This is a genomic window from Rhizobium sp. CB3060 (assembly GCF_025200735.1).
In the GTDB taxonomy this organism is placed as follows: Bacteria; Pseudomonadota; Alphaproteobacteria; order Rhizobiales; family Rhizobiaceae; genus Rhizobium.
The window spans coordinates 309,771-333,445 of record NZ_CP104158.1; the positions used below are offsets into that span (position 1 = coordinate 309,771).

General features: G+C 61.0%; 25 protein-coding genes and 1 tRNA gene. 19 read left to right on the plus strand and 7 right to left on the minus strand.

Annotated elements, in window-relative coordinates:
* Positions 1 to 163: 163 nt before the first annotated feature.
* Positions 164 to 240, plus strand: a tRNA-His gene (locus N2601_RS01485).
* Positions 241 to 289: 49 nt separating this feature from the next.
* On the opposite strand, the gene N2601_RS01490 is transcribed toward N2601_RS01485, so the two are convergent.
* Entirely contained in the window at positions 290 to 436 is a 147-nt protein-coding gene (locus N2601_RS01490; RefSeq protein ID WP_199773518.1) for a hypothetical protein, read from the minus strand.
* A gap of 75 nt (positions 437 to 511) precedes the next feature.
* Positions 512 to 1,225 (minus strand): hypothetical protein, encoded by a 714-nt coding sequence (locus N2601_RS01495; RefSeq protein WP_104822060.1) that lies wholly within the window; start codon positions 1,223 to 1,225, stop codon positions 512 to 514.
* Between the two features lie 210 nt (positions 1,226 to 1,435).
* On the opposite strand from N2601_RS01495, the gene N2601_RS01500 reads away from it, so the two are divergent.
* A complete protein-coding gene (locus N2601_RS01500; RefSeq protein WP_199773519.1) occupies positions 1,436 to 1,594 on the plus strand; it encodes a hypothetical protein in 159 nt (52 codons plus the stop codon).
* 114 nt (positions 1,595 to 1,708) lie between these two features.
* Here N2601_RS01500 and N2601_RS01505 read toward each other — a convergent pair whose 3' ends face one another.
* On the minus strand, positions 1,709 to 2,590 hold the full coding sequence (locus N2601_RS01505) for a LysR family transcriptional regulator (protein ID WP_104822061.1): 882 nt from the start codon (positions 2,588 to 2,590) through the stop codon (positions 1,709 to 1,711).
* 112 nt (positions 2,591 to 2,702) lie between these two features.
* On the opposite strand from N2601_RS01505, the gene N2601_RS01510 reads away from it, so the two are divergent.
* The 11 genes from N2601_RS01510 to N2601_RS01560 all read left to right on the plus strand — a co-directional run bounded on the left by N2601_RS01510 (position 2,703) and on the right by N2601_RS01560 (position 14,109).
* A complete protein-coding gene (locus N2601_RS01510; protein WP_260303356.1) occupies positions 2,703 to 4,199 on the plus strand; it encodes a CoA-acylating methylmalonate-semialdehyde dehydrogenase in 1,497 nt (498 codons plus the stop codon).
* Between the two features lie 157 nt (positions 4,200 to 4,356).
* Entirely contained in the window at positions 4,357 to 4,704 is a 348-nt protein-coding gene (locus N2601_RS01515; RefSeq protein WP_104822063.1) for a VOC family protein, read from the plus strand.
* Between the two features lie 194 nt (positions 4,705 to 4,898).
* Complete coding sequence (locus N2601_RS01520) at positions 4,899 to 5,966, plus strand: YjgN family protein (protein WP_104822064.1); 1,068 nt, start codon at positions 4,899 to 4,901, stop codon at positions 5,964 to 5,966.
* Positions 5,938 to 7,050, plus strand: a complete 1,113-nt coding sequence (locus N2601_RS01525) for a M48 family metallopeptidase (protein ID WP_104822065.1) — start codon at positions 5,938 to 5,940, stop codon at positions 7,048 to 7,050. The genes N2601_RS01520 and N2601_RS01525 overlap by 29 nt, the downstream gene beginning before the upstream one ends.
* Before the next feature lie 132 nt (positions 7,051 to 7,182).
* Positions 7,183 to 7,671, plus strand: a complete 489-nt coding sequence (gene rirA / locus N2601_RS01530) for an iron-responsive transcriptional regulator RirA (protein WP_104822066.1) — start codon at positions 7,183 to 7,185, stop codon at positions 7,669 to 7,671.
* A 336-nt stretch (positions 7,672 to 8,007) separates the two neighbouring features.
* Positions 8,008 to 9,603 (plus strand): ABC transporter substrate-binding protein, encoded by a 1,596-nt coding sequence (locus N2601_RS01535; protein ID WP_104824990.1) that lies wholly within the window; start codon positions 8,008 to 8,010, stop codon positions 9,601 to 9,603.
* Between the two features lie 90 nt (positions 9,604 to 9,693).
* Entirely contained in the window at positions 9,694 to 10,698 is a 1,005-nt protein-coding gene (locus N2601_RS01540) for an ABC transporter permease subunit (RefSeq protein WP_104822067.1), read from the plus strand.
* A gap of 9 nt (positions 10,699 to 10,707) precedes the next feature.
* The gene (locus N2601_RS01545; protein ID WP_104822068.1) at positions 10,708 to 11,601 is read left to right on the plus strand and encodes an ABC transporter permease subunit; all 894 of its coding nucleotides are present in this window, start codon (positions 10,708 to 10,710) and stop codon (positions 11,599 to 11,601) included.
* A complete protein-coding gene (locus tag N2601_RS01550; protein WP_104822069.1) occupies positions 11,601 to 12,614 on the plus strand; it encodes an ABC transporter ATP-binding protein in 1,014 nt (337 codons plus the stop codon). The genes N2601_RS01545 and N2601_RS01550 overlap by 1 nt, the downstream gene beginning before the upstream one ends.
* Positions 12,614 to 13,567 (plus strand): peptide ABC transporter ATP-binding protein, encoded by a 954-nt coding sequence (locus tag N2601_RS01555; protein ID WP_104822070.1) that lies wholly within the window; start codon positions 12,614 to 12,616, stop codon positions 13,565 to 13,567. The genes N2601_RS01550 and N2601_RS01555 overlap by 1 nt, the downstream gene beginning before the upstream one ends.
* A gap of 14 nt (positions 13,568 to 13,581) precedes the next feature.
* The gene (locus N2601_RS01560) at positions 13,582 to 14,109 is read left to right on the plus strand and encodes a gluconokinase (RefSeq protein WP_104822071.1); all 528 of its coding nucleotides are present in this window, start codon (positions 13,582 to 13,584) and stop codon (positions 14,107 to 14,109) included.
* 10 nt (positions 14,110 to 14,119) lie between these two features.
* On the opposite strand, the gene N2601_RS01565 is transcribed toward N2601_RS01560, so the two are convergent.
* The 3 genes from N2601_RS01565 to N2601_RS01575 form a co-directional block, all read right to left on the minus strand.
* A complete protein-coding gene (locus N2601_RS01565; RefSeq protein WP_104822072.1) occupies positions 14,120 to 15,367 on the minus strand; it encodes an NAD(P)/FAD-dependent oxidoreductase in 1,248 nt (415 codons plus the stop codon).
* 110 nt (positions 15,368 to 15,477) lie between these two features.
* Positions 15,478 to 15,975 (minus strand): isoprenylcysteine carboxyl methyltransferase family protein, encoded by a 498-nt coding sequence (locus tag N2601_RS01570; protein ID WP_104822073.1) that lies wholly within the window; start codon positions 15,973 to 15,975, stop codon positions 15,478 to 15,480.
* A complete protein-coding gene (locus N2601_RS01575; protein ID WP_104822074.1) occupies positions 15,975 to 17,027 on the minus strand; it encodes a type III polyketide synthase in 1,053 nt (350 codons plus the stop codon). Before N2601_RS01575 ends, N2601_RS01570 begins: the two co-directional genes overlap by 1 nt.
* A gap of 199 nt (positions 17,028 to 17,226) precedes the next feature.
* On the opposite strand from N2601_RS01575, the gene N2601_RS01580 reads away from it, so the two are divergent.
* The 6 genes from N2601_RS01580 (at position 17,227) to N2601_RS01605 (ending at position 22,176) form a co-directional block, all read left to right on the plus strand.
* Positions 17,227 to 17,769, plus strand: coding sequence for a tetratricopeptide repeat protein (locus N2601_RS01580; RefSeq protein WP_104822075.1), 543 nt, complete (start codon positions 17,227 to 17,229; stop codon positions 17,767 to 17,769).
* 59 nt (positions 17,770 to 17,828) lie between these two features.
* Positions 17,829 to 18,473 carry an RNA polymerase sigma factor gene (locus tag N2601_RS01585; RefSeq protein ID WP_104822076.1) on the plus strand — a complete coding sequence of 215 codons (645 nt, stop codon included), beginning with the start codon at positions 17,829 to 17,831 and terminating at the stop codon, positions 18,471 to 18,473.
* A gap of 16 nt (positions 18,474 to 18,489) precedes the next feature.
* Positions 18,490 to 19,269, plus strand: coding sequence for an anti-sigma factor family protein (locus N2601_RS01590; protein WP_104824991.1), 780 nt, complete (start codon positions 18,490 to 18,492; stop codon positions 19,267 to 19,269).
* A gap of 165 nt (positions 19,270 to 19,434) precedes the next feature.
* On the plus strand, positions 19,435 to 21,018 hold the full coding sequence (locus N2601_RS01595; RefSeq protein WP_104822077.1) for a Ppx/GppA phosphatase family protein: 1,584 nt from the start codon (positions 19,435 to 19,437) through the stop codon (positions 21,016 to 21,018).
* Positions 21,015 to 21,734 carry an RlmE family RNA methyltransferase gene (locus N2601_RS01600; RefSeq protein ID WP_104822078.1) on the plus strand — a complete coding sequence of 240 codons (720 nt, stop codon included), beginning with the start codon at positions 21,015 to 21,017 and terminating at the stop codon, positions 21,732 to 21,734. The genes N2601_RS01595 and N2601_RS01600 overlap by 4 nt, the downstream gene beginning before the upstream one ends.
* 58 nt (positions 21,735 to 21,792) lie before the next feature.
* The gene (locus tag N2601_RS01605) at positions 21,793 to 22,176 is read left to right on the plus strand and encodes a VOC family protein (protein WP_104822079.1); all 384 of its coding nucleotides are present in this window, start codon (positions 21,793 to 21,795) and stop codon (positions 22,174 to 22,176) included.
* 24 nt (positions 22,177 to 22,200) lie between these two features.
* On the opposite strand, the gene N2601_RS01610 is transcribed toward N2601_RS01605, so the two are convergent.
* Positions 22,201 to 23,640 carry an MFS transporter gene (locus N2601_RS01610; RefSeq protein WP_260303359.1) on the minus strand — a complete coding sequence of 480 codons (1,440 nt, stop codon included), beginning with the start codon at positions 23,638 to 23,640 and terminating at the stop codon, positions 22,201 to 22,203.
* Positions 23,641 to 23,675 lie beyond the last annotated feature (35 nt).

Consider the following 23,675-nt stretch of genomic DNA (forward strand, 5'->3'; position numbering starts at 1 on the left):
AAAGCGGGACGTTTTAATTTCAGGGTCATGGTGCATTCGTCCGAATGTGATGTGATCTTTGGAAACACGTCATACCCAGCTTTTTCATATTGCGGGGAGATAGGACTTGAAATAATTTCAAAGTCCTCGTATGTCACCCCCGTTCGCGGCGACGCGAGCATGTGCGGTTGTAGCTCAGTTGGTTAGAGCGCAGGTTTGTGGCACCTGAGGTCGGAGGTTCGAGACCCCCCAACCGTACCATTTCTCCCCATTGATTGGACGAAAGCAGGAAGCCGGCATTAGTCGCAGGCTATTTCTTGTCCTGAGGCTTCTTTGCGACATGTCCCGGTGAGATCGGATCGCTCGCCGGAAAAGTCTCCTCAAGCGCCTCCTCAAGATAATCGTCCTGCTCCTTGCGTTCCTTCTCGGTCAGATTCGGCTTCTTCTTCTCGCTCATGACCTGTGCTCCCTTCATCCTTATTAGGATACTAGGCCAAGGTTGGGCCTTGTCCAGCGCGGCCTCACCCCGTTCCTAGAACGTGATCCGGGACACGATCGTGGCGCGGCCGCGGGGTGGTATTGCGGGAGTCTCGGGGGAAACCCTGAATGTCCTTCTGGCGGCGGGTCGGGCCGCGCCGGGGATGGCTTTTTCGACTGCCGCGACATCCTCGGCGCTGACCTTGGAGGCGGCGCAGGCCTCCTTTTTGTTCCAGAGGTTCTCGGCAATGCTGCTGCCGACCGCCGCGGTGATGGCCGTGCCGGCCACATCGTTGCGCTGAACCTTGTTCGCTTTCACCATCCCTTGGATGGCTTCGCCGAGGATCTCCGCGGAATCCTTGAACGACACGTTGCGCACTTGGTCGAACCGTTTGTCGTTCTCGCCATCGACGATGCAATGGTGCGCCGTGAACATCCAGTCGTGGATCATGTAGGCCGGGGCATATCCCCATGGCGACAAGCCCTTGAAGACCTGGGCGATCTTCGGGATGGAGCCGCCGTCCGTATACATCAGGCCGGGCTGGATCTCGGCGCCCGGCAGGGAGCTGTCGGCTCGGCGAAAGGTGAGGGGATCGGCGGGATCCGGCACGAAAACGAACTTGCCGTCGCCGCTGGAATTTCCCTCTCCGACCCACATCACGAACAGGCTGCCGGTCAGCGTTGCCGGAGCGAGCTTAGAAAAATCGATGGTCGTGCATGCGCTGAGACCGATGGCAAGCGCCGCGAAGAATACTCCGGCTTTCAACATCAAGCGCCCCCTCGGACTCTGCCTGGATGAAAACGAAAGTCTGCTGTTCTACTTATGCACGAACCGGCGCCATGCGCAAATGAAGCGGCAATCAGGCCGAGCCGGAGAGACCGGTCGCGTCCTTCCCGGGAAGTCGCAGGATTTCCTTTGGAACCGTGCCAGCTCGCCGCCGTTCTGTTCATATCAACAACAAGACCGAAGGAACTGGCCATGTCCGTGCCACGCGAGCCGATTCCCGACAAGCCGCCGATGCCGGGTCCCGGCTGGACACCGGAGCCGCCGATAGAGGAGCCGGATCCCGATAGGCTGCCGGATGAATTTCCCGTTCCCAATCCCGATGAGAACGAAGAGCCGCCGAAGCATGCCTAATGCATGTCGCGCAAAAGTGTGCGGCGGTTTTGCGAACGACATGCAAAAACAAGGAGCTAAAGCGTGGGAGCGAATCTGAAAGATCGCGACGAGCTTTAGAGGCCCGACGCGGCTTCAGAAAAACATACGCCTTTCCTCGCTCACCAGCTCCTGCAGAAAGTCCGCGACGGTGCGTACCCGCACCAGATCGCGGGCGCTTTCGTGATAGGTCGTCCAATAGGCGCGTTTGATGGAGACATCGGGAAGGATGCGGGTCAGCTCCGGATGTTGCTTTGCGATATAGTCGTGCAGGATGCCGATGCCGGCGCCGGAACGTACCGCCTCCGTCTGGCCGATGGAGGTGGAGATTTCGAATGACGCATCCCAGCTCCGCATGATCTCGCCAGAAAAATTCAGCGAGGCAGTAAAGATCAGGTCTTCGACATAGCCGATTCGGGGGTGCAATTTCAGCGCCTCGACACTGTCGGGCAGGCCCGCCCGGTCGAGATAGGCCTTCGAGGCGTAAAGGCCGAGCGTATAGTCCGTCAGCTTGGACGAGATCAGGCGACCTTGTTCCGGACGCTCAAGCGTGATGGCGATATCCGCCTCGCGCTGCGACAGCGAAAAGGAGCGGGGCACCGGCACCAATTGGATGCGCAGTTCCGGATAGCGCGCAATCAGCCGTCCCAGACGGGGTGCGAGGAAGGAGACGCCGAAACCGTCGGGCGCGCCGATGCGCACCGTGCCGGTGATGGCGCTGTCGAGATGGCCGACGCTTGCCTGGGCGCGCAGCATCTCGGTTTCCATGCGCTCGGCCGCGTGCAGAAAAATTTCGCCCTCGGAGGTCAGGTCGCACCCATTGGTGCGGCGCACCAGCAGCCGCGTCTTCAGCCGTTCCTCCAGCGTCGTCACCCGCCGCGACAGCGTCGCGTGGTTAACCCCAAGCCTTTTCGAGGCCGCAAGGATTTGTCCCGTGCGAGCAACCGCGAGGAACATGCGGACATCATCCCAATCCATATGCACATCCAGGACTTCAATTTCTGCACAACGGTTGCTTATAACAGCTCATTGATTTGTGCAAATTGAAGTGCGATCCTGTCATCATTCCAGAAAACGAGGAGGCACATCCATGCAAGAGATCGGTCATTTCATCGGCGGCAAGCACGTCGCCGGCACCAGCGGCCGCACGAGCAATGTCTACAATCCGGCAACCGGCGAAGTTCAGGCGACGGTCGCGCTCGCCAGCGTCGAGGAAATGCGCGCTGCCGTCGAAAACGCCAAGGCCGCACAGCCGAAATGGGCCGCCACCAATCCGCAGCGCCGCGCCCGCGTTTTCTTCAAGTTCGTCGAACTTTTGAACCAGCATATGGACGAGCTGGCGACCTTGCTCTCCAAGGAGCACGGCAAGACCGTTGAGGACTCCAAGGGCGATGTTCTCCGCGGCCTGGAAGTTTGCGAATTCGTCTGCGGTATTCCGCATCTGCAGAAGAGTGAGTTCACCGAAGGCGCCGGCCCGGCGATCGACATGTATTCCATTCGCCAGCCGGTCGGCGTCGGCGCCGGCATCACGCCGTTCAATTTCCCGGCGATGATCCCGATGTGGATGTTTGCACCAGCGATCGCCTGCGGCAACGCCTTCATCCTGAAGCCGTCTGAGCGCGATCCGTCCGTGCCGCTTCGCCTCGCCGAACTGATGATCGAAGCAGGCCTGCCGGCCGGCATCCTCAACGTCGTCAATGGCGACAAGGGTGCGGTCGACGCTATCCTGACCGATCCGGATATTGCTGCCGTTTCCTTCGTCGGCTCCACGCCGATCGCCCGCTACGTCTACGGCACGGCGGCGATGAACGGCAAGCGCGCGCAATGCTTCGGCGGCGCCAAGAACCATATGATCATCATGCCCGATGCCGACATGGATCAGGCCGTCAACGCCCTGATGGGCGCTGGTTACGGTTCGGCCGGCGAGCGCTGCATGGCGATCTCCGTTGCCGTTCCGGTGGGCGAGGAGACCGCCAACCGCCTGGTCGAAAAGCTGGTGCCGAAGATCGAGTCGCTGCGCATCGGGCCTTACACCGATGACAAGGCCGATATGGGCCCGCTCGTTACTAAGGATGCGTATAACCGCGTCAACGGCCTCATCGACCGCGGTGTCGAAGAAGGCGCCAAGCTCGTCGTCGATGGCCGCGGCTTCAAGCTGCAGGGCTATGAAGATGGTTATTTCGTTGGCGGTACGCTGTTCGACCACGTCAAGCCTGAGATGGATATCTACAAGACCGAAATCTTCGGGCCTGTCCTCTCCGTTGTCCGCGCCAAGAACTATGAAGAAGCGCTCGATCTGCCGATGAAGCACGAATATGGCAATGGTGTCGCGATCTACACCCGCGACGGTGATGCCGCCCGCGATTTCGCCTCGCGCATCAACATCGGCATGATCGGCATCAACGTGCCGATCCCGGTTCCGCTCGCCTATCACTCCTTCGGCGGCTGGAAGGCTTCCAGCTTCGGCGACCTCAACCAGCACGGCACGGATTCGATCAAGTTCTGGACCCGCACTAAGACGATCACAGCCCGCTGGCCGTCCGGCATCAAGGGTGGCGCTGAATTCGTCATGCCGACGATGAAGTAAGCTTCTCCGGTCTCGCCTGATACGAACCGCCGCTCAATTGCCGATTTGAGGCAGATTTGGGCGGCGGTTTTTTGTTGCGGTTATTTTCTGCTGAGTCATCTTGCTGGATGGTGCGTTTTGTTTTAGAACAAAACAAGAACAACCGGAGGACGGAGCGATGTCCGTGACCTATCAGATCGACTATCTCGAATTTCCATCGACCGACGGGCTGAAGACCCGGCGCTTTTTCGAGGAAGCTTTCGAATGGAGCTTCGTCAGCTATGGTCCGACCTATCACGCCATCGAAGCGGCCGGCATTGACGCCGGCATTCAGGGCAACGCGGCAGAGGCCACCGACGCGCCGCTCCCTGTCGTTCGCACGACGGATTTGGAAGCGGCACAGCGCGCCGTCGAACTCGCCGGCGGCGTCGTCACCCGGCCCGCCTTCGACTTCCCCGGCGGCCGGCGCTTTCACTTCCGCGAGCCTGGCGGCTGCGAGATGGCGGTCTGGGTTTCGGTGAGCTGAAGGCGGGCCGTTGGGTGTGGCATTGAAGTCGCAGTTCTGGCCCTAGTTGCGGCGAGCCGGCGCTGTCCGTTCTGATCGTCTATTTTCTCATTGCCTACCGCTGATTTTCCTGCTCTCAAATGCAGCTATGAGGCGAATTTTTTGCCTCGTGATGCAGCCGACGATACTGCAATAATGGGCAGGGAGATTTCAGCATGGCAGTTGTTGAAAAGAGCTATCCGATCGGGGAGAGCCGGGTTTTCCAGCGTGCATCGTTCACCGGCCGTGCCGCTGAGTATTTCGGTATTTGGATCGTCAATGTTTTGCTGACGATCATTACCTTGGGCATCTATTCGGCCTGGGCGAAAGTCCGGCGAAACCGTTATTTCTATGGCAACACCGCGCTGCTCGGGCACACATTCGAATATCACGCCAAGGGCAAGCAGATCTTTATCGGCCGCCTGATCGTCTTCGGCCTTCTCGTCGCATTAAATATCCTTTCGCATGTAGCACCGCTGGCGGTCCTGGCGATTTGGCCGGTGATGCTGGTGGTATTCCCATGGTTTCTCATGCGCGGCCTGAAGTTCAATGCGCGTGTGACGAGCTATCGCAACGTGCGCTTCGATTTCGTCGGGACCTATGGCGGCGCATTGAAGGCGATCTTTTTAGGTGCTCTGGTAACGATAATCTCGCTTGGGTTGCTGTCTCCGGTAGCAAGCCGGTGGTTCTACAAATATATCTTCGACAATCTGCGCTATGGCGATCGACAGTTCTCCACCGAGCCGCGATTGGGCGCGCTCTACGAGGCGTTCGTCACCGTAGTCGCGATTGTGATCGCGGGCATCGTAATCTTGGGGCTTTTTAGTGCTGTCGCGTCCGGTTTCGGCGGCAACTCGATGGGTCGGGGAATGGGTAGCATCAGCCTGTGGCATTGGATGATTGTGCTTATTATCCCGATTTACATAATCGCCGGCCTCTACTATCGCGCGGCGGTGCGCAACATCATCTGGTCGGCCGCAATGGTCGATCATCGCCATCAACTCAAAAGCGATCTCGGTCGTCGACGCTATGCGTGGATTGCGATCTCCAATGTGATCGTCACATTTGCAACCCTCGGCCTGATGCGTCCCTGGGCGGCGGTGCGCCTGCAACGCTATCTGGCCGAGCACACCGCCATTCATGTCGACGGCGATATCGGCGTCGTCTTCGACCAGATCCGCTCGACCGGCGGCGTCATCAGCGCGGAATATCTCGATGTCGACGGTTTCGACTTTGGTTTCTGATCCGGCATCAATTGCCACGGGCACCTGGCATCCGCCCCATTCCAGCCGGGCGGTTGCCGCCCGGCTGGTTGATATCGGCGGTTCGCTCACCGTGCTCTCGGACGAGGACGACGAGAAGGACAAGCGCCTCGCCTGGGGCATCCGTTCCGATATTGAAATCAGCCCGCGTGTCGGCTCCATTCCGCGACGCATCGTTTTCGGCAACGAGTCGGTGTTCGAAACGCGCGATAACGATGCCGTCGACGCCTATCTCCAAAGCCGCGGCGAAGGGCGCAGCGGTTTCGTGCATCGGCTGGAGATCGTTCGCCCGCGTATGATTGCTTTCGCCGTTGCGACGGTCGTGCTGGCATCGACCATCTACCACTACGCCTTGCCGGCGCTGGTGGAGGTCGCCGTGCTGGTGACGCCGCCCGTTGTGCCGGAGATGATGTCTGCGGGCACGTTGAAGACGCTGGATCAGGTAACGCTCAGCGCGAGCAGGCTGCCGGAAGCCAAGCGTAAGGAAATCACCGATCAATTCGAAAAGATCGCCACCCATGCGGAAGGCGGCGTCGGGCGATACAAGCTGAATTTTCGCGACGGCGGTGTCATCGGTCCGAATGCCTTTGCGTTGCCGGACGGCAATCTGATCCTGACGGACGAATTGGTGAACCTTGCCGACGGGGATACGGAAATGATCACCGCCGTTCTCGGCCACGAGATCGGCCACGTCGAATACAAGCACAGCCTCCGCCAGCTTTACCGCGCCGCTGGCGTCGCCGGTCTGGTCTTACTGATTGCCGGCGATGTCGGTTCCGGCGTGCAGGATGTTTTGACCCAAGGCGGTGGCCTATTGGCGCTTTCCTATTCCCGCTCGGCCGAAGCCCAGTCGGATCGCCGTTCGGTCGAGCTGATGCAGGAAGCGGGCATGGACCCGACAGCGTTGTCGCGCTTCTTCGACATTCTGGAAACCAAACTCGACGATCATTCCAGCACCAGCATGCTGTCGACCCATCCCGGCACGCCGGAACGCAAGCAGGCTATCCTCGATTACGCCAGGGAGCTGCGGGCGGGGCAGGGAGCGACGGATACGCATTTGCCGTAAGACGACTGGCGACGAATATCCCCATCAGAATAACGTGAATGTGATTTTCATATTTTGGAATTGTTCAAAACTACGAAAGGCACTATATACCAGTCGAACCGTCCCATACGGCCTTGATTCCAGGAGATCGGCATGCGCTTGACCAAGCAGACCAACTACGCAGTGCGCATGCTCATGTATTGCGCCGCCAATGAAGGCAACTTGAGCCGTATCCCGGAAATCGCAAAGGCCTATGGTGTTTCCGAGCTGTTTTTGTTCAAGATTTTGCAGCCGCTCACCAAGGCTGGTCTGGTCGAAACGGTGCGTGGCCGCAATGGCGGCGTGCGTCTCGGCAAGCCGGCGGCCAACATCAGCCTGTTCGACGTTGTCAAGGTGACCGAAGATAGTTTCGCGATGGCGGAATGCTTTGAGGAAGGTGTCGTGGAGTGCCCGCTGGTCGATAGCTGCGGCCTGAATTCGGCGCTGCGCAAGGCACTCAATGCCTTCTTCGACGTGCTGACGGAATATTCCATCGACGATCTCGTCAAGGCCCGTCCGCAGATCAATTTCCTGCTCGGTCTGACCGAGAACGATCACAGGGCGATCGCCAAGAAGCCGGCGATCGCGGCGCCGGCCGCCTGACGCCTGAATTTGCGCAATTCTTCAATCCGCGGTCGCCTTGAGGTGTCCGCGGATTTTTCGTTTGTAGGGTCGGGGAATTCGCTGCCAATCTTAATATTTTTCGAAGAGGCAAGCGCAAAATTATCCAGATTGCGTCAAAAAGGGGCGCGATTTCGTCAGATTATTACCAATCCCAGACCATTTTTAGCTTAAAATTTCCAAACTCCAAAATTTGGAAAAATTTTAGGCGGAGCGTGTTGCTTTCATACATTAAATAGCGTTCCATCGGCGCGATCCGGATAGGAACCTATGGGGATCCACGGCTTCAAAAGAATAACAAACCTGGGAAACGATATCATGAAAAAGATCTCTGTCCTGCTGGCAGTGACAGCCCTGACTTCGGTTATGGCGACGTCCGCCTGGTCCAAAACGCTTGTCTATTGCTCGGAAGGGTCGCCGGAAGGTTTCGATCCGGGGATTTATACCGCCGGCACCACCTTCGATGCCTCTTCGCGTACGGTCTACAGCCGCCTCGTCGAGTTCAAGCACGGCAGCACCGAGGTTGAGCCGGGCCTCGCCGAAAGCTGGACTGTTTCCCCTGACGGTAAGGAATACACCTTCAAGCTCCGCAAGGGCGTGAAGTTCCAGACCACTGATTTCTTCACCCCGACGCGCGATCTCAATGCCGACGACGTCGTCTTCTCGTTCGAGCGTCAGCTCAAGGAAGACAGCCCGTGGGCCAAGTACGTCGCCGGCGGTTCCTATGAATACGCTGCGGGCATGGGCTTCCCGAAGCTCATCAAGTCGATCGAGAAGGTTGATGACCTCACGGTCAAGTTCGTCCTGAACCGTCCGGAAGCGCCGTTCATCGCCGACCTCGCCATGGACTTCGCATCGGTCCTGTCGAAGGAATACGGCGACAAGCTGCAGGCCGACAAGAAGATGGAACAGATGAACCAGCAGCCGCTCGGCACTGGTCCGTTCACCTTCGTCGCCTATCAGCCTGATGCCGTCATCCGCTACAAGGCGAATGAAACCTACTTCAAGGGCAAGGAAAAGATCGACGATCTCGTCTTTGCGATCACGCCGGACGCATCGGTTCGCGCGCAGAAGCTGAAGTCCGGCGAATGCCAGATCATGCCTTATCCGAACGCCGCCGACATCAAGGATCTCCAGACAGACAAGAGCCTGAAGGTTCTCGAACAGCCGGGCCTGAACGTCTCCTATCTCGCCTACAACACGCTGGTCGCTCCCTTCGATAAGGCCGAAGTGCGCAAGGCGCTGAACATGGCCGTCGACAAGCGGGCGATCGTCGACGCCGTCTTCCAGGGTTCCGGCTCGGTCGCCACCAACCCGATCCCGCCGACCATGTGGTCCTACAACAAGGACATCAAGGACGATCCGTACAACCCCGAAGAAGCCAAGAAGATGCTCGAAAAGGCTGGGGTCAAGAACCTCAGCATGAAAATCTGGGCGATGCCGGTTTCGCGTCCTTACATGCTGAATGCTCGCCGCGCTGCCGAGCTGATGCAGGCTGACCTCGGCAAGATCGGCGTCAAGGTCGAGATCGTCACCTATGACTGGGCTCAGTACCTGAAGCTCTCCTCCGCCAAGGACCGCGATGGCGCGGCCATCCTCGGCTGGACCGGCGACAACGGCGATCCGGACAACTTCCTGGACACGCTGCTCGGCTGCGATGCAGTCGGCGGTAACAACCGTGCCCAGTGGTGCAACAAGGAATTCGACGATCTCGTGAAGAAGGCCAAGCAGACTGCCGACGTCAAGGAGCGCACCAAGCTCTACGAACAGGCGCAGGTCGTCTTCAAGCGCGAAGCTCCGTGGATGACCATCGACCATTCCGAAGAGTTCATTCCGATGAGCTCCAAGGTTTCAGGCTACGTGCAGGATCCGGTCGGCGTTCACCGCTTCGATGGCGTTGATATCGCCGAATAACGGACACGCTCTGAAATACCCGGTCGAAAGCCGGGTGAAACCGGCGGTCAGGCAACATGCTTGACCGCCGGAAAACTTTGGACATCTGCCATGTTGCGATTTCTTTTCAGCCGCCTTGCAGTGCTGATCCCGACATTCCTCGGCGTATCGATCGTCGCCTTTTCTTTCATCCGCCTGCTTCCCGGCGATCCCGTCATGCTGTTGTCAGGCGAGCGCGTCATGTCGCCGGAGCGTCACGCCCAGATCTCCCATGATCTCGGCTATGACCAGCCGCTGGTCATGCAATACGGCCATTATATCTGGAGTGCCTTGCACGGTGATCTCGGCACTTCGATCACCACCAAGCGCGATGTGCTGACCGACTTCCTGACCTTCTTCCCGGCAACGCTGGAACTGTCGATCTGCGCCATGATCCTTGCGATCTGTCTTGGCATTCCGGCCGGCGTCTTCGCCGCCGTCAAGCGCGGCACGTGGTTCGATCAGAGCGTGATGGGCGTCGCCCTTGTCGGCTATTCCATGCCGATCTTCTGGTGGGGCCTGCTGCTGATCATCGTCTTCAACGGCTATCTGCATTGGACGCCGGTTTCGGGCCGCATTGGGCTCATCTATTTCTTCAAGCCGATCACCGGCTTCATGCTGATCGACAGCCTCCTGTCCGGTCAAAAGGGCGCCTTCTGGTCTGCTCTGAATTCGCTGATCCTGCCGACCATCGTGCTCGGCACCATTCCGCTCGCCGTCATCGCGCGGCAAACGCGCTCGGCCATGCTCGAAGTTCTGGGCGAGGATTATGTTCGCACCGCGCGCTCCAAGGGCCTCGCGCCGCTGCGCGTCGTCTCCGTGCATGCCCTGCGCAACGCCATGATCCCGGTCGTCACTACCATCGGCCTGCAGGTCGGCGTGCTGCTCGGCGGTGCCATCCTGACGGAAAGCATCTTTTCCTGGCCGGGCATCGGCAAGTGGATGATCGACGCCGTCTTCAAGCGCGATTATCCTGTGGTGCAGGGCGGTCTGCTGCTGATCGCGGGCATTGTTATGCTCGTCAATCTCGCCGTCGACCTGCTCTACGGCTTCATCAATCCACGCATTCGTCACTAGGAGCGGCCCATGAGCACGGTAAGTCTCAAATCCGACCGCCCCTCCGCTCTTGCGGAGTTCTGGTACTATTTCTCGCGCAACAAGGGCGCCGTCATCGGGCTGGCGATCTTCGTCTTCGTCCTGTTCCTGGCGATCTTCGCCGGCGTCGTCGCCCCGCATAATCCGGATGCCGCCTATGGCAGCGCCATGCAGCGCCTGCCGCCCGCCTGGGCCGAAGGCGGCAATGGCAGCTTTCTCCTCGGCACGGATGCCAATGGTCGCGACCTTCTCTCGCGCCTGATCTACGGCACGCGGTTTTCGCTGTTCATCGGTCTGGTGGTTGCCTCGCTTTCGGCGCTCGCCGGCATCCTGATCGGCCTCGTTGCCGGCTATGTTCGTGGCCGCACCGATACGATCATCATGCGCATCATGGATATCATCCTTGCCATTCCCTCGCTGCTGCTCGCCTTGGTACTGGTGGCGATCCTGGGGCCTGGCCTGACCAACGCCATGATCGCGATCTCCATCGTCAACCAGCCGCATTTCGTCCGCCTGACACGTGCCTCGGTGCTTGCCGAGCGTGACAAGGAATATGTCATCGCCTCGCGCGTCTCCGGCGCCGGCCCGCTTCGCCTGATGTTCAAGACCATCCTGCCGAACTGTCTGGGGCCGCTCATCGTGCAGGCGACGCTCGCCTTTTCGGCCGCAATTCTCGATGCCGCCGCCCTCGGCTTTCTCGGCCAGGGCGCGCAGCCGCCGACACCAGAATGGGGCACGATGCTCGCGGATTCGCGTGAATTCTTCCAGAGCAACCCATGGCTCGTCACTTTTCCCGGTCTGTGCATCCTGATCACGGTTCTCGCCATCAATCTGATGGGTGACGGCCTGCGCGATGCCTTCGACCCGAAGCTGAAGAGGTCGTGATGCCGCTTCTCGATATTGAAAATCTCACCGTTGAATTTCAGACCGCGTCGGGCCTGTTCCGGGCAGTGGACGGCGTATCGCTCACCTGCGACAAGGGTGAAATCCTCTCGATTGTCGGCGAATCCGGCTCCGGCAAGTCGGTGTCCATGCTCGCCATGATGGGGCTTCTGCCTTGGACGGCGAAGATTACCGCCGATCGCATGACATTCGACGGCAAAGACCTGCGCGGCATCTCGTCCCGCCAGCGCCGGAAGATCATCGGCAAGGACATGGCGATGATCTTCCAGGAGCCGATGTCGAGCCTCAATCCGTGCTTCACGGTCGGCTTCCAGCTCGGCGAGACCCTGCGCATCCACATGGGTCTCGACCGCAAGGCGCGTCGTGAGCGCTCGATCGAGCTCTTGAATCTGGTCGGTATCCCGGCGCCCGCGGACCGCTTGTCGAACTACCCGCACCAGATGTCCGGTGGTATGAGCCAGCGCGTCATGATCGCCATGGCGCTCGCCTGCAATCCGAAGCTTCTGATTGCCGACGAGCCGACCACCGCGCTCGACGTGACCATCCAGGCACAGATCCTCGATCTTCTCGCGCGCCTGCAGAAAGAACAGGGCATGGCGCTAGTGCTGATCACCCACGATATGGGCGTGGTGGCCGAAACTGCCGAGCGCGTGCAGGTGCAATATGCCGGCCAGAAGGTCGAGGAGCAGCCGGTCAAGGCATTGTTCCGCGATCCGCATCATCCCTATACGGCCGCACTTCTCTCGGCTCTGCCGGAGCGTGCCGTGGTCGGCGAGCGCCTGCCGTCGATTGCCGGCGTCGTGCCCGGCCAGCATGACCGCCCCACCGGCTGTCTTTTCGCGCCACGCTGCTCGTTTGCAACGCCGGCCTGCGACCGCGGCGTAAAGCGGCAGGGCGCGGAGCTCGGCGTGGCACTCTGCAACTATCCATTGGAACACGGCAAGCCGCTAGGCCATCCCGGCGTTGCCGCCACGCAAGCAGCAGGAGGCCGTTGATGACGGGTGCTGTTCTCGAAGGGCGTGATCTCGCCCGTTTTTACACCGTCAGGCGCGGCGCCTTCAAACCGGAGGCGACCGTCAAGGCGTTGAACGGCGTCAGCTTCAGCCTGCAGTCCGGCCGCACGCTCGCCGTCGTCGGTGAATCCGGTTGCGGCAAGTCGACGCTCGCCCGCCTGGTGACGATGATCGAAGACCCGACGGCGGGCGAATTGCTGATCGATGGTAAGCCGGCTAAGCTTGGCGACAGCAGCCTGCGCAGCGCCGTGCAGATCGTCTTCCAGAATCCTTACGGCTCGCTCAATCCGCGCCAGAAGGTTGGCTCCATCCTCGAGGAGCCGCTGAAGATCAACACCGATGATGATGCCGCCACGCGCCGCCGCAAGGCCGAGGAGATGATGGCGCGCGTCGGTCTGCGCCCGGAACATTACGACCGCTATCCGCACATGTTCTCCGGCGGCCAGCGCCAGCGCATCGCCATCGCCCGCGCATTGATGCTGCGGCCGAAGGTGCTGGTGCTGGACGAGCCTGTCTCCGCGCTCGACCTGTCGATCCAGGCCCAGGTGCTGAACCTTTTGATGGACCTGCAGAAGGAGATGGGTCTCGCCTATCTCTTCATCTCCCACGGTCTTTCGGTCGTTCGCCATATCGCCGACGATGTGATGGTGATGTATCTCGGCCGCCCGGTCGAGACCGGCACGGCGGAGGAAGTCTTTACCCGTCCGCGCCATCCCTATACCGCCGCGCTGCTGTCGGCGACGCCGATCGCCGATCCCGAGCGCGAGAAGAACCGCATCCGCCTGCAGGGCGAATTGCCGTCTCCCCTCAATCCACCAACCGGATGTCACTTCAATCCGCGTTGCTGGCGTGCGCAGGACAAGTGCCGGCAGGTGACGCCGGAATTGCTCGGCGACGGCACGCATAAATTCGCCTGTTTCTTTCCGCTGGATTGATGGCTGGAAGCACTATGAGCGACGTACCGAAATCCCCCCTTGCCGTCATTATCATGGGCGTCAGCGGCAGCGGCAAATCCTCGATCGGCGAGGGTGTCGCGGCCAAGCTCGGCATCCGTTTCATCGAAGGCGACGCGCTGCATCCTGCCGCCAATGTCGAGAAGATGAGCAAGGGCATTCCCCTGACGGATGAGGATCGTTGGCCCTGGCTGGAAAGGATCGGTCAGGAAATTGCGGCGAGCCTTGCGAAAGGCGAGGGGGTCGCCGTTACCTGCTCGGCGCTAAAGCGTATTTATCGCGAGCGTCTGCGCGCCGCCGCTGGCGGGCACCTCTATCTCGTCTATCTCGACGGCTCGAAGGAGCTGCTAACCAAGCGCATGGGCGAGCGCAAGGGCCATTTCATGCCCGCGTCGCTGCTGGAAAGCCAGCTACAAACGCTGGAAGTGCCGACGGGGGAACCCGGCGTCGTTACCGTCGGCATCGACGACACGATCGACGGCATCGTCGAAGCTGCACTCAAGGGTCTCGACGCGATCCGCTAAATCCAGGATATCAGGGCGCGAACCGGTCTGGTGCATAAGCCGAGATGTCGATGAACGGTTTTTCTCCGGTAATCAGCTCGGCAAGCACGCGCCCGGTGACGGGTCCCAGCGTCAGTCCATGATGGGCGTGGCCGAAGGCGAACCATAGGCCGTTGTGGCGCGGCGCCTTGCCGATGATCGGCATCATATCCGGCGTGCAAGGGCGGGCGCCCATCCAGGGCTCCGGGTCGAGTCGCTCGCCGAGCGGGAAGACGGTGCGGGCGACGGCTTCGGCACGGTCGAGCTGGATCGGTGTTTTCGGCGCATCGCGCAGCGCAAATTCCGCCCCGGTCGTCAGCCTGATGCCGCGGCTCATCGGCGCCAGAAAATAGCCGCGCTCGGCATCCAGCGTCCAGTTGTTGAGGATGGCGTCACCCTCGGCGGCGTAGTGCATGTGATAGCCGCGCTTGACGCCCAAAGGAAAAGCATAGCCGAGACGCTTCGTCACGAGATCGGCCCAGGGGCCGAGGGCGACGACGGCATCCTCGGCCTCGATCGAGCCTTCCGACGTCACCATCTTCCAGTGGGCGCCGGACCGGCCGAGCGAGAGGGCGTCGCCGGTCGCGAAACGCCCGCCAATGCTTTCGAAGTAGTTGCGGTAGGCAGCGATCAGACCATGCGGATCGAGCACGGACCAGGGATCGCGCCAGCGCAGGCCGCCGGAGAAGCTGCCTCTGATATGCGGCTCCAATGTTGCGATATCGGCGCCGGTCAGTGCATCGTAAGCGACGCCGAATTCGCGGTTGAGACGTTCGGCCTCGGCGAATTCCGCATCGCGTTTCTCGTTCGTGCGGAAAATCTCCATCCAGCCGTTCTTGCGGATCAATTCCTCTGCATGCGATGCTTCTATCAGGTCGTTGTGCTCGCTGATCGAATGCTCGATCAGCGGCGCATAGGCGCGTGAGATCATCTCATGCCGCTTGGTGTTGGAATTCCACCAATAGCGAGCAAGAAAGGCAATCTGGCCTGGCAGGGCGCGCAGATGGTAATGCGCGTCGATGCGGTTGTTGAAGGCATAGCGCAGTAGCAGGCCGAACTGCTGCGGAAAGCCGTAGGGTACGACGCCTTCGCGCTGGATCAGCCCGGCATTGCCGAAAGAGGTCTCTTTACCGGGAGCTTTGCGGTCGACGAGGATGACCTGCCGCCCGCGCCGCTGAAGGTGGATGGCCGTCGATATGCCGACGATGCCCGCGCCGAGCACGATTGCGTCTTTTGTCATGTTCCCTGCTATCCGCATTCTTCTTTTAGTTGCGCACGATCCCGTCCGGAAACCATGCTCAAGCATCGAAAATGCCTGCCAAAATGCTGCGGCGCAAATGAAAAATGCAATCAAGCCACGGCCTGTCTCAAAGCCGTATTTTCGGCGCGAATGCGTATGGTGAGAATGGCGGCATTGAGCAGCGAAAAGACCAAGGCGTAGAGCGGCAGGCCGAAGGCGAGCGGCAGCACGGCGATCTCGCCGATGACCACCGCATAGTTCGGATGGCTGAGGAAGCGATAGGGTCCGCTTGCCACCAAGGCTGCACCCGGCAGCACGATGATCCGCGTTGTCCAGCGTCCTTTCAGCGTCGCCAGCACCCAGACGCGCAAGCCCTGCAGCACCATGAAGATGGCGAGCCAGAGAAGATTGACCGGCCGGCCGGCGGCGAGAAGCCACAGACCGGCGAGCCAGGCCGCGTGCATCGCGACCATATAGGGATAGTGTTCCGGCGCAATCTCGCGGGCACCACGCGCAAGGAGCGCGGCGGTGTTGCGCCGGGCGTGCAGCAGTTCGGCCAGCCGCTGCAGGGTGACGAAGGTCAGAAGTGCGATCGATGGCCAGAGCATCAGGCGGCCCTCTTCAGCGTGACGCAACTTGCCGCGAAGCCGGGGCCCATGGCGATGAGAGCCGAACGCCGCGGCAGGCCGGCATTGATCGCTCGCTCCAGTACGAAGAGCACGGTCGGCGACGACATATTGCCATAATCGCCGATCACCTCGCGTTCGATATCGAGCGAGCCGGGTTCGAGACCGAAGGCAGTCTCCAGTGCCACCAGTACCTTGGTGCCGCCGGGATGGCAGATGAAGCGGTCGACATCGGATATGGCCAGGCCGGCGCGTTCGAGAATGCCGGCGACGGCGGGCTTGATATTCGCTTCGGCAAAGGGTGGCAGCGATTGCTCCAGGATGATGCCGAAGCCGGTATCGTCGATCTTCCAGCCCATGATTCCAAGCGTATCGGGAAAGAGGTGCTCGCCCGTCGATTCGATTTCCGCGAGACCATCCTTGCCGGCGCGCAGGATACAGGCGGCGGCGCCATCGCCGAACAGCGCTGTCGCGATGATGTTCGGTCGCGTCAGCTCGTCCAGCCGGAAGGCCAGCGAGCAGAGTTCGACGGAAACGAAGAGCACGACAGCCCCTGGGCGGGCTTTCGCCATGCGCGCGGCGATGCCAAGGCCGGAAACACCGGCCGCGCAACCAAGACCGAAGACAGGCACGCGCTCAATATCGGAGCGGAAGCCCATCTCAGCCGCAAGTCTCGCCTCCAGGCTTGGCGTCGTAATGCCCGTCGACGACACCGTAACGATGCAATCAACATCTTCTGCCTTCAAACCGGCGCGTTCCAGCGCATCGGTAGCAGTCTTCCTGAAGAGCTGGCTTGCGACCTCGGCATAGGCGTCCATGCGGTCCTGCCAGCCATGCGATTGTTCGAACCACGAGAGCGGACGCGCGGCATAGCGTTTGCGGATGCCGGCGCTATCGAACACGCGGGCGAGATGTTTGAAATCGCGGAAGCGATCGGAAAACAGGCGGCCGGCGGTCTCGGCAGCCTCGGATTGATAGATGATGTTGTCGGGCGTGGCGACGGCCAGACTGACAAGCTTGACGGTATCGGACACTTGTTTCTCCTTGTAACCCTCGGCGGGTACGCAGGTAGAAACACGCCAGCATCAGGAATTATTCGGCAGGACGCCGGTCACGAAAGAGTGACGGCCGGTCGTAGGGCAAAGCGCCAGAAAATATCTCTCGCTCGCGAATAAAATGAACGGATGGCGTGTTCTCCCGTCGCAACGTTCATTTTTGCCAAGGAGCAATCCCATGACGACTACCGCTTTCCGCCTGGCCTCCGTCGCGCTCGGCGCCTGCCTCACCCTCGGCGCCTTTACCGTTCCGGTTTTCGCGATGGGCGACGACAGCAGCTCGACGCCGACCTGCAAGAAGGGCGAAATCTACGACAAGAAGACGAAGAAGTGCGTAAAGCAGCAGGGCGCCAATATCACCGATGAAAATCGCGCCGATTATGCTTATTCGCTCGCCAAGAAGGACCACCGCTATGAAGAAGCGCTGGAAGTTCTCGACACCATGCAGAATCCGAACACGGCGGAGGCATTGAATTATCGCGGTTACGCCACCCGCAAGCTCGGCCGCACGGATGAGGGCATTTCCTATTACCTGAAGTCGGTCGCAATGGACCCGAAATACGCGTTGGTTCGCGAATATCTCGGCGAAGCCTATGTCATCAAGGGTCAGATCGACCTCGCCAAGGACCAGTTGAGCACGATCAAAACGCTCTGCGGCAACACGTCCTGCGAGGAATATCAGGACCTGAACGACGCCATCAAGAATCCGTCGAGCCTCTGATTTCGGCGTCGGACCTAAGATGGCCGGCATAAGCAGTCAGCATTTAAAGGGATATTCGAGTGTCAGTCGCTCATTCCACAATTTCTGCTTATAGTCGGGTAAGATCGGAACCGCCGGTACGACCGGCGATTCCCAAAAACGCGAACCTCGCGGAGGGTGCCATAGCCAGCGAAGACGATATCAGGGCGGGTCTGTCACAGCATCTGACGCGGCTCTGGCGCTATGCAGTGGTGCTGTCGCACCAACGCGATGTTGCGGATGACCTGGTGCAGGCGACCTGCGTGAGAGCGTTGGAGCGGGCGGGTCAGTTCGCAGCCGGTACGCGGCTCGATCGGTGGTTGTTTTCGATCTTGCATTCGATCTGGCTGAACGAGATCCGATCGCGCCGGGTGCGCATGGGCCAGGGTTTTGTCGATGCCGACGAGACGTTGGTCTTTGATGGTGCGCGCGAGACGGAGACGCATATTCTCGCTGGTCAGGTGCTGAAACAGGTGCAGGCGCTGCCGGAAGCGCAACGCACCGCCGTGTTCCTCGCCTATGTCGAAGGACTTTCCTATCGCGAGGTGGCGGAGGTTTTGGATGTGCCGATCGGAACGGTGATGAGCCGGCTGGCGGCAGCGCGTGCGAAGCTTGCCGATGGTGCCGGGTCGGCGGATGGCGCGCGGCTTTCCGGGGGTGGGCGACTGGGGAACGGGAATGAGTGAATTGGACAACAAAAAAATGCCCTCGGACGAGCTGCTTACCGCCTTCATCGACGGCGAGCTAGGCGCGGCCGAGCGCGACAGGATAGAAGAACTGATCGCAAGCGACGCCCAGGTGGCGGAACGCTTCGATTTCCTGTCGCGCAGCGATCTGCCCTTCCGTGAGGCATTCGAGCCCGTGCTTGCCGCCGCCCCAAGCGCCAGGCTGAACGCCATGCTCGCCGCTATCCCCTCCACAAGCGAGCAGAAGAAGGCTGCTTCCGGCGTCAGCCGCCGTGGCTTCCTGTCGGCGATCGCCGCCTGCCTTATCGCGGGCGTTGCCATCGACCGCGCCGCGATCGGCATCAGCCATCGCCTCACCAAGCCCGAAGAGGGCAGCGACTGGCGCGCCGTCGTCGCCGAATATCTGTCGCTCTATACGCCGGACACGCTGAGCGCACCGGCTGGCGATCGGGCGGAACAGGCCGCGCAATTGAGCGAGGTCGGCGCCAAGCTCGGGCTCACGCTGACGCCCGAAACCATTGCCTTGCCGGGTGTCGATTTCAAGCGCGCCCAAGTCTTGAATTATGACAGCAAGCCTTTGGCGCAGATCGCCTATCTCGATCCCGAAAGCGGTCCGATGGCCCTCTGCATCATCCCCTCGAGCAAGGGCGCTTCCGCACCGGATATGGAAAACCGCCGCGGCATGAATGTCGTGTACTGGTCGAACGCCACCCACGCCTTCATGCTGATCGGCCATTCGCCGATCGACCGGATGAAGGCGCTGGCGGATGGTGTTCGGCAAAGCTTGGCGGCTTGAGATCGAGGCTTTCTCCAACGAGCAGGAAGGGTTAGCCCTCGCAAATAACGCGATTCAAAAAGAATTTGGCGAAAACTCTTCCTGCTGATATTCTCCGCCCAACGAAAATCGAATGAGCGCCTGCAGCATGCCCTGGGGCCTTGCGCGGCGCGGTGGAAAAGATACGTGAGTGACCCCGACAGCGGCAGAGCGCCGCAGGCAAACGGGGCGTCGGTAGCAGAGCGCAGGAAGGGTAAATCCTCCCGGCGTGGTAAGCGTAAGCGTGGCGGTCCCGCCCGTCCGAACGCTTATTCTGCGGAGGCCAACCAGACCGGCTCGTCCAGTCCGGTGGCGACACGCCCAATAGACAACGACGCCGGCTCTCCGGCCAAAAAGCGCAAGCGCCGTCGCCGTGCCCGTGGCGGAGCGCATGATGGTGCGCAGCACACTTCCCCGACACAGCAACAGGCTTCCGGCGCGCAGGAACGCCGCGCTGCGGCCGAACACGGCCATGCGTCGTCGCACAAGAGCGGCAAGAACAGGCGCAAGCACCGCAGCAAGCGCGGTTTGCAGGGCCGCCCGCTGGTGCACGAAAAGACGGCGCAGATCGTCGCCCCCGCCGCTCCCGTCACCGCTGAACACGCGCCTGCCCGCAATGATCATCACGACCGGAATGCGTCGCCGCAGCGCCGTGACGGCCATGCGTCGCATCATCATGCCGATGGCGATTACCGTCCTGTCGATCTCTACGCGGCGCTCGATCTTGGCACCAATAATTGCCGTCTGCTGATCGCCCAGCCGACGAGGCCTGGCCAGTTCCGCGTCGTCGACGCCTTTTCCCGCATCGTTCGTCTCGGCGAAGGGCTTGGCGCCAGCGGCCGGCTGTCGAGCGATGCCATGGACCGGGCCGTCGAGGCTTTGCGCATCTGCGCGGGCAAGCTGAAGACGCGCGATATCCGCCGCATGCGGCTGATCGCCACCGAGGCCTGCCGCGCGGCGGAGAACGGCGAAGCTTTCCTCGCCCGCGTTACCGAAGAAACCGGCCTGCGGCTCGAAATCATCGACCGCGAGACCGAGGCGCGGCTTGCCGTCTCCGGCTGCTCGTCGCTCGTCGGCCCCGAGGCGCGCTCGGTCGTGTTGTTCGATATTGGGGGTGGCTCCTCGGAAATCGCCGTCATCCGCATTGGCGAAAACCGCTCTAGCCGGCTTGCCAATCACATCACCCACTGGACCTCGCTGCCGGTTGGCGTCGTGACGCTCTCCGAACGCCATGGCGGCCGCGACGTCACGCCGGAACTGTTCGAGACCATGGTGCGCGAGGTCGAGGGCATGCTCGAACGTTTCGACTGCCCGCCGGTCCAGGGCGCTGCCCGCGACAGCGGCGATTTTCATCTGATCGGCACGTCCGGAACGGTGACGACGCTTGCCGGCGTCCATCTCGATCTGCCGCGTTACGACCGGCGCCGGGTCGATGGTGTCTGGCTGTCCGACGATGAGGTGACGGCCATGCAATCGAAGCTGCTTTCCTGGGATTTCGCCGGCCGCGCCGCCAATCCCTGCATCGGGCCGGACCGTGCCGATCTCGTTTTGGCGGGCTGCGCCATTCTCGAAGCGATCCGCCGCCGCTGGCCGAGCCCGCGCATGCGCGTCGCCGATCGCGGTCTGCGCGAAGGACTGCTGACCGATATGATGGCGGATGACGGCGTATGGCGGCGGGGCCGCTCGCGCCGCGGCCATCGACCCAAGGATATGAAGGGGCCGCAGGCATGACCAAGCCAACGATCGCTGGCAACCGCACCGGGCGCAAGCTCGGCCAGCGCGTCAAGAAAAAGAAGCTGAAGGCCTCCTCGCGGCAATGGCTGGAACGGCACATCAACGATCCCTATGTGCAGCGCGCCCAGCTTGAGGGCTATCGCGCCCGCGCCGCCTTCAAGCTGCTGGAGATCGACGAGAAGCATCATATCCTCAAGGGCGCACGCCGCATCATCGATCTCGGCGCCGCGCCGGGAAGCTGGTCGCAGATCGCCGCCAAGGTGACGGGATCGACGGAGGAGGATATCCGCGTTGCGGCCATCGACTTCCTGGAAATGGCGCCGTTGCCGGGCGTCACCATCCTGCAGCTCGACTTCCTCGATCCGGACGCACCGCAGCGGCTGATCGATGCCGTCGGCGGCACGCCGGATCTGGTGATTTCGGACATGGCCGCGCCGACGACCGGCCATCAGCGCACCGATCATCTGCGAACCATGCATCTCTGCGAGGTTGCCGCGCATTTTGCCGTCGAGGTCCTGGGTGAAGGCGGGCATTTCCTCGCCAAGACCTTCCAGGGCGGCACGGAGCGCGACCTGCTGACGCTGCTGAAGCAGAATTTTCGCCAGGTCATTCATGTAAAGCCGGGCGCATCCAGGGCCGAATCCGTGGAGATGTTTCTGCTGGCCAAGGGCTTCAAGGGACGCAAGACGGACGACGAAGCAACGAGCGCTTGATTTAGCTGTCGCTTTTGTCCGATGATACGGTTCCATCGGCATTGCAGGCAGCGCATTCATGCTTCTTTACGTCACTCTCGGCTCCAACGATATTCCGCGTGCACGCAGCTTCTATGATGCGGTTCTGCCGGTCCTCGGCTATCGGCTTCAACGCGAATCGGATGAGGAAATCGGCTATGCCGCCGATGGCGACACGCGCTGCCGTTTCTGGGTGGTGGTTCCCTATAATCATCGCAAGGCGACGATCGGCAATGGCTCCATGGTGGCTCTGCACGCTGAAAGCCGCGCCGATGTCGACGCCTTTCATGCGGCAGCCCTTGCCCATGGCGGCACGGATGAGGGCAAGCCCGGCCTGCGCTCTTTCCATGCCAATTTCTATGCGGCCTACGTGCGCGATCCCGACGGCAACAAACTCAGCGCCGTCTGCGAGCGGCCGGAATAAACCTTCCGGCGTTTCCCGAACGACCTACTTCACCATCGGCTGCCGATGCTGGGGTACCTGCGGCTGCATCGCGGCCACGCGCTTCAGGCCGGCCTTATGGCCGGAAACCATGGCGCCGGCGCTGCGGTCCATGCGGATGAAGGGAATGGTGGCGACCACGGTCAGGATCGAGATGCAGAAGAAGGCGATATGGAAATCGCGAACCTGCAGCTCCGTACCGCTGAAGTAGGTCGAGGTTTCCAGGATCATTGCGGCGACGGCAACGCCAAGCGCGAGGCTGATCTGCTGCATGACCGAACTCATCGACGTGGCCTGGCTCGCCTGCTTGTCGCTGATATCGGCATAGGCGAGCGCGTTGATGCCGGTGAAGAAGAACGAGCGTGAGAAACCGCCGATCAGGAGCACGCCGACGATGATGAGATGCGACGTCCAGGGCTGAAAGAGGCCGGTGCAGATCGTCGTTATCGTCGTGACCCCTGCCGCCGACAGCAGTGCCGTCTTGAAGCCGATGGCGGTGAAGACGCGGCGGGCGATGAACTTGGTGGTAATGGCGCCGATGGCGCCGGCAAAGGTGATCAGGCCCGATTGGAACGGATTGAGGCCGAAGCCGAGCTGCAGCATCAGCGGCGTCAGGAAGGGCATGGCGCCGATGCAGATGCGAAACAGCGTGCCGCCGGTGACGGAAGCGCGAAAGGTAATATTCTTCAGCAGCGACAGATCGAGAATGGGCGCCGGGTGGCGGCGGGCATGGCCGACATAAAGGAAGCCGCAGATGAAGCCGATGACGATGGCTGAGATGCCGATGAACGGCGGCAGGGCCGGCAGGCTGATGACCGACATACCGAAGACGACGCCAGCCGCCGCGACGGACGTCAGCACGAAGCCGATGAAATCAAGCTTCGGCGGCTTGGTTGCTTCGACCGCCGGCAGAAAGATCGTCGACAGGATGACGCCGAGAACGCTTACGGGCACGTTGATCAGGAAGATCCAGTGCCAGGAGGCGTAAGTGGTGATGAAGCCGCCGAGCGGCGGTCCGGCAAGCGGGCCGACGAGGGCCGGAATGGTAAGCAGCGCCATGGCCGAGACCAAATCGCTTTTCTGCGTCGTGCGCACCAGCACAAGGCGGCCGACGGGCGTCATCATCGAGCCGCCGAGACCTTGCAGGAAACGGGCAATGACGAATTCCCAGAGGCCGCCCGAGGCGGCGCACATGATCGAGCCGATGACGAAGACGCAGATGGCAAGCCGGAAGATGTTCTTCGCCCCGAAGCGATCCGCCATCCAGCCGCTGATCGGAATGAACACCGCAAGCGATACCATGTAGGACGTCAGCGCCAGTTTCAGGGTGATCGGACCAACATGGAGATCCGCCGCGATGGCCGGCAGCGCGGTCGCAATCACGGTGGAGTCCATCTGTTCCATGAAGAGAGCAACGGCAAGAATCAGGGGAACGATGCGGTTCATAGGCATATGCCTTAGTGGGTCGTGTCTTCGGGGAA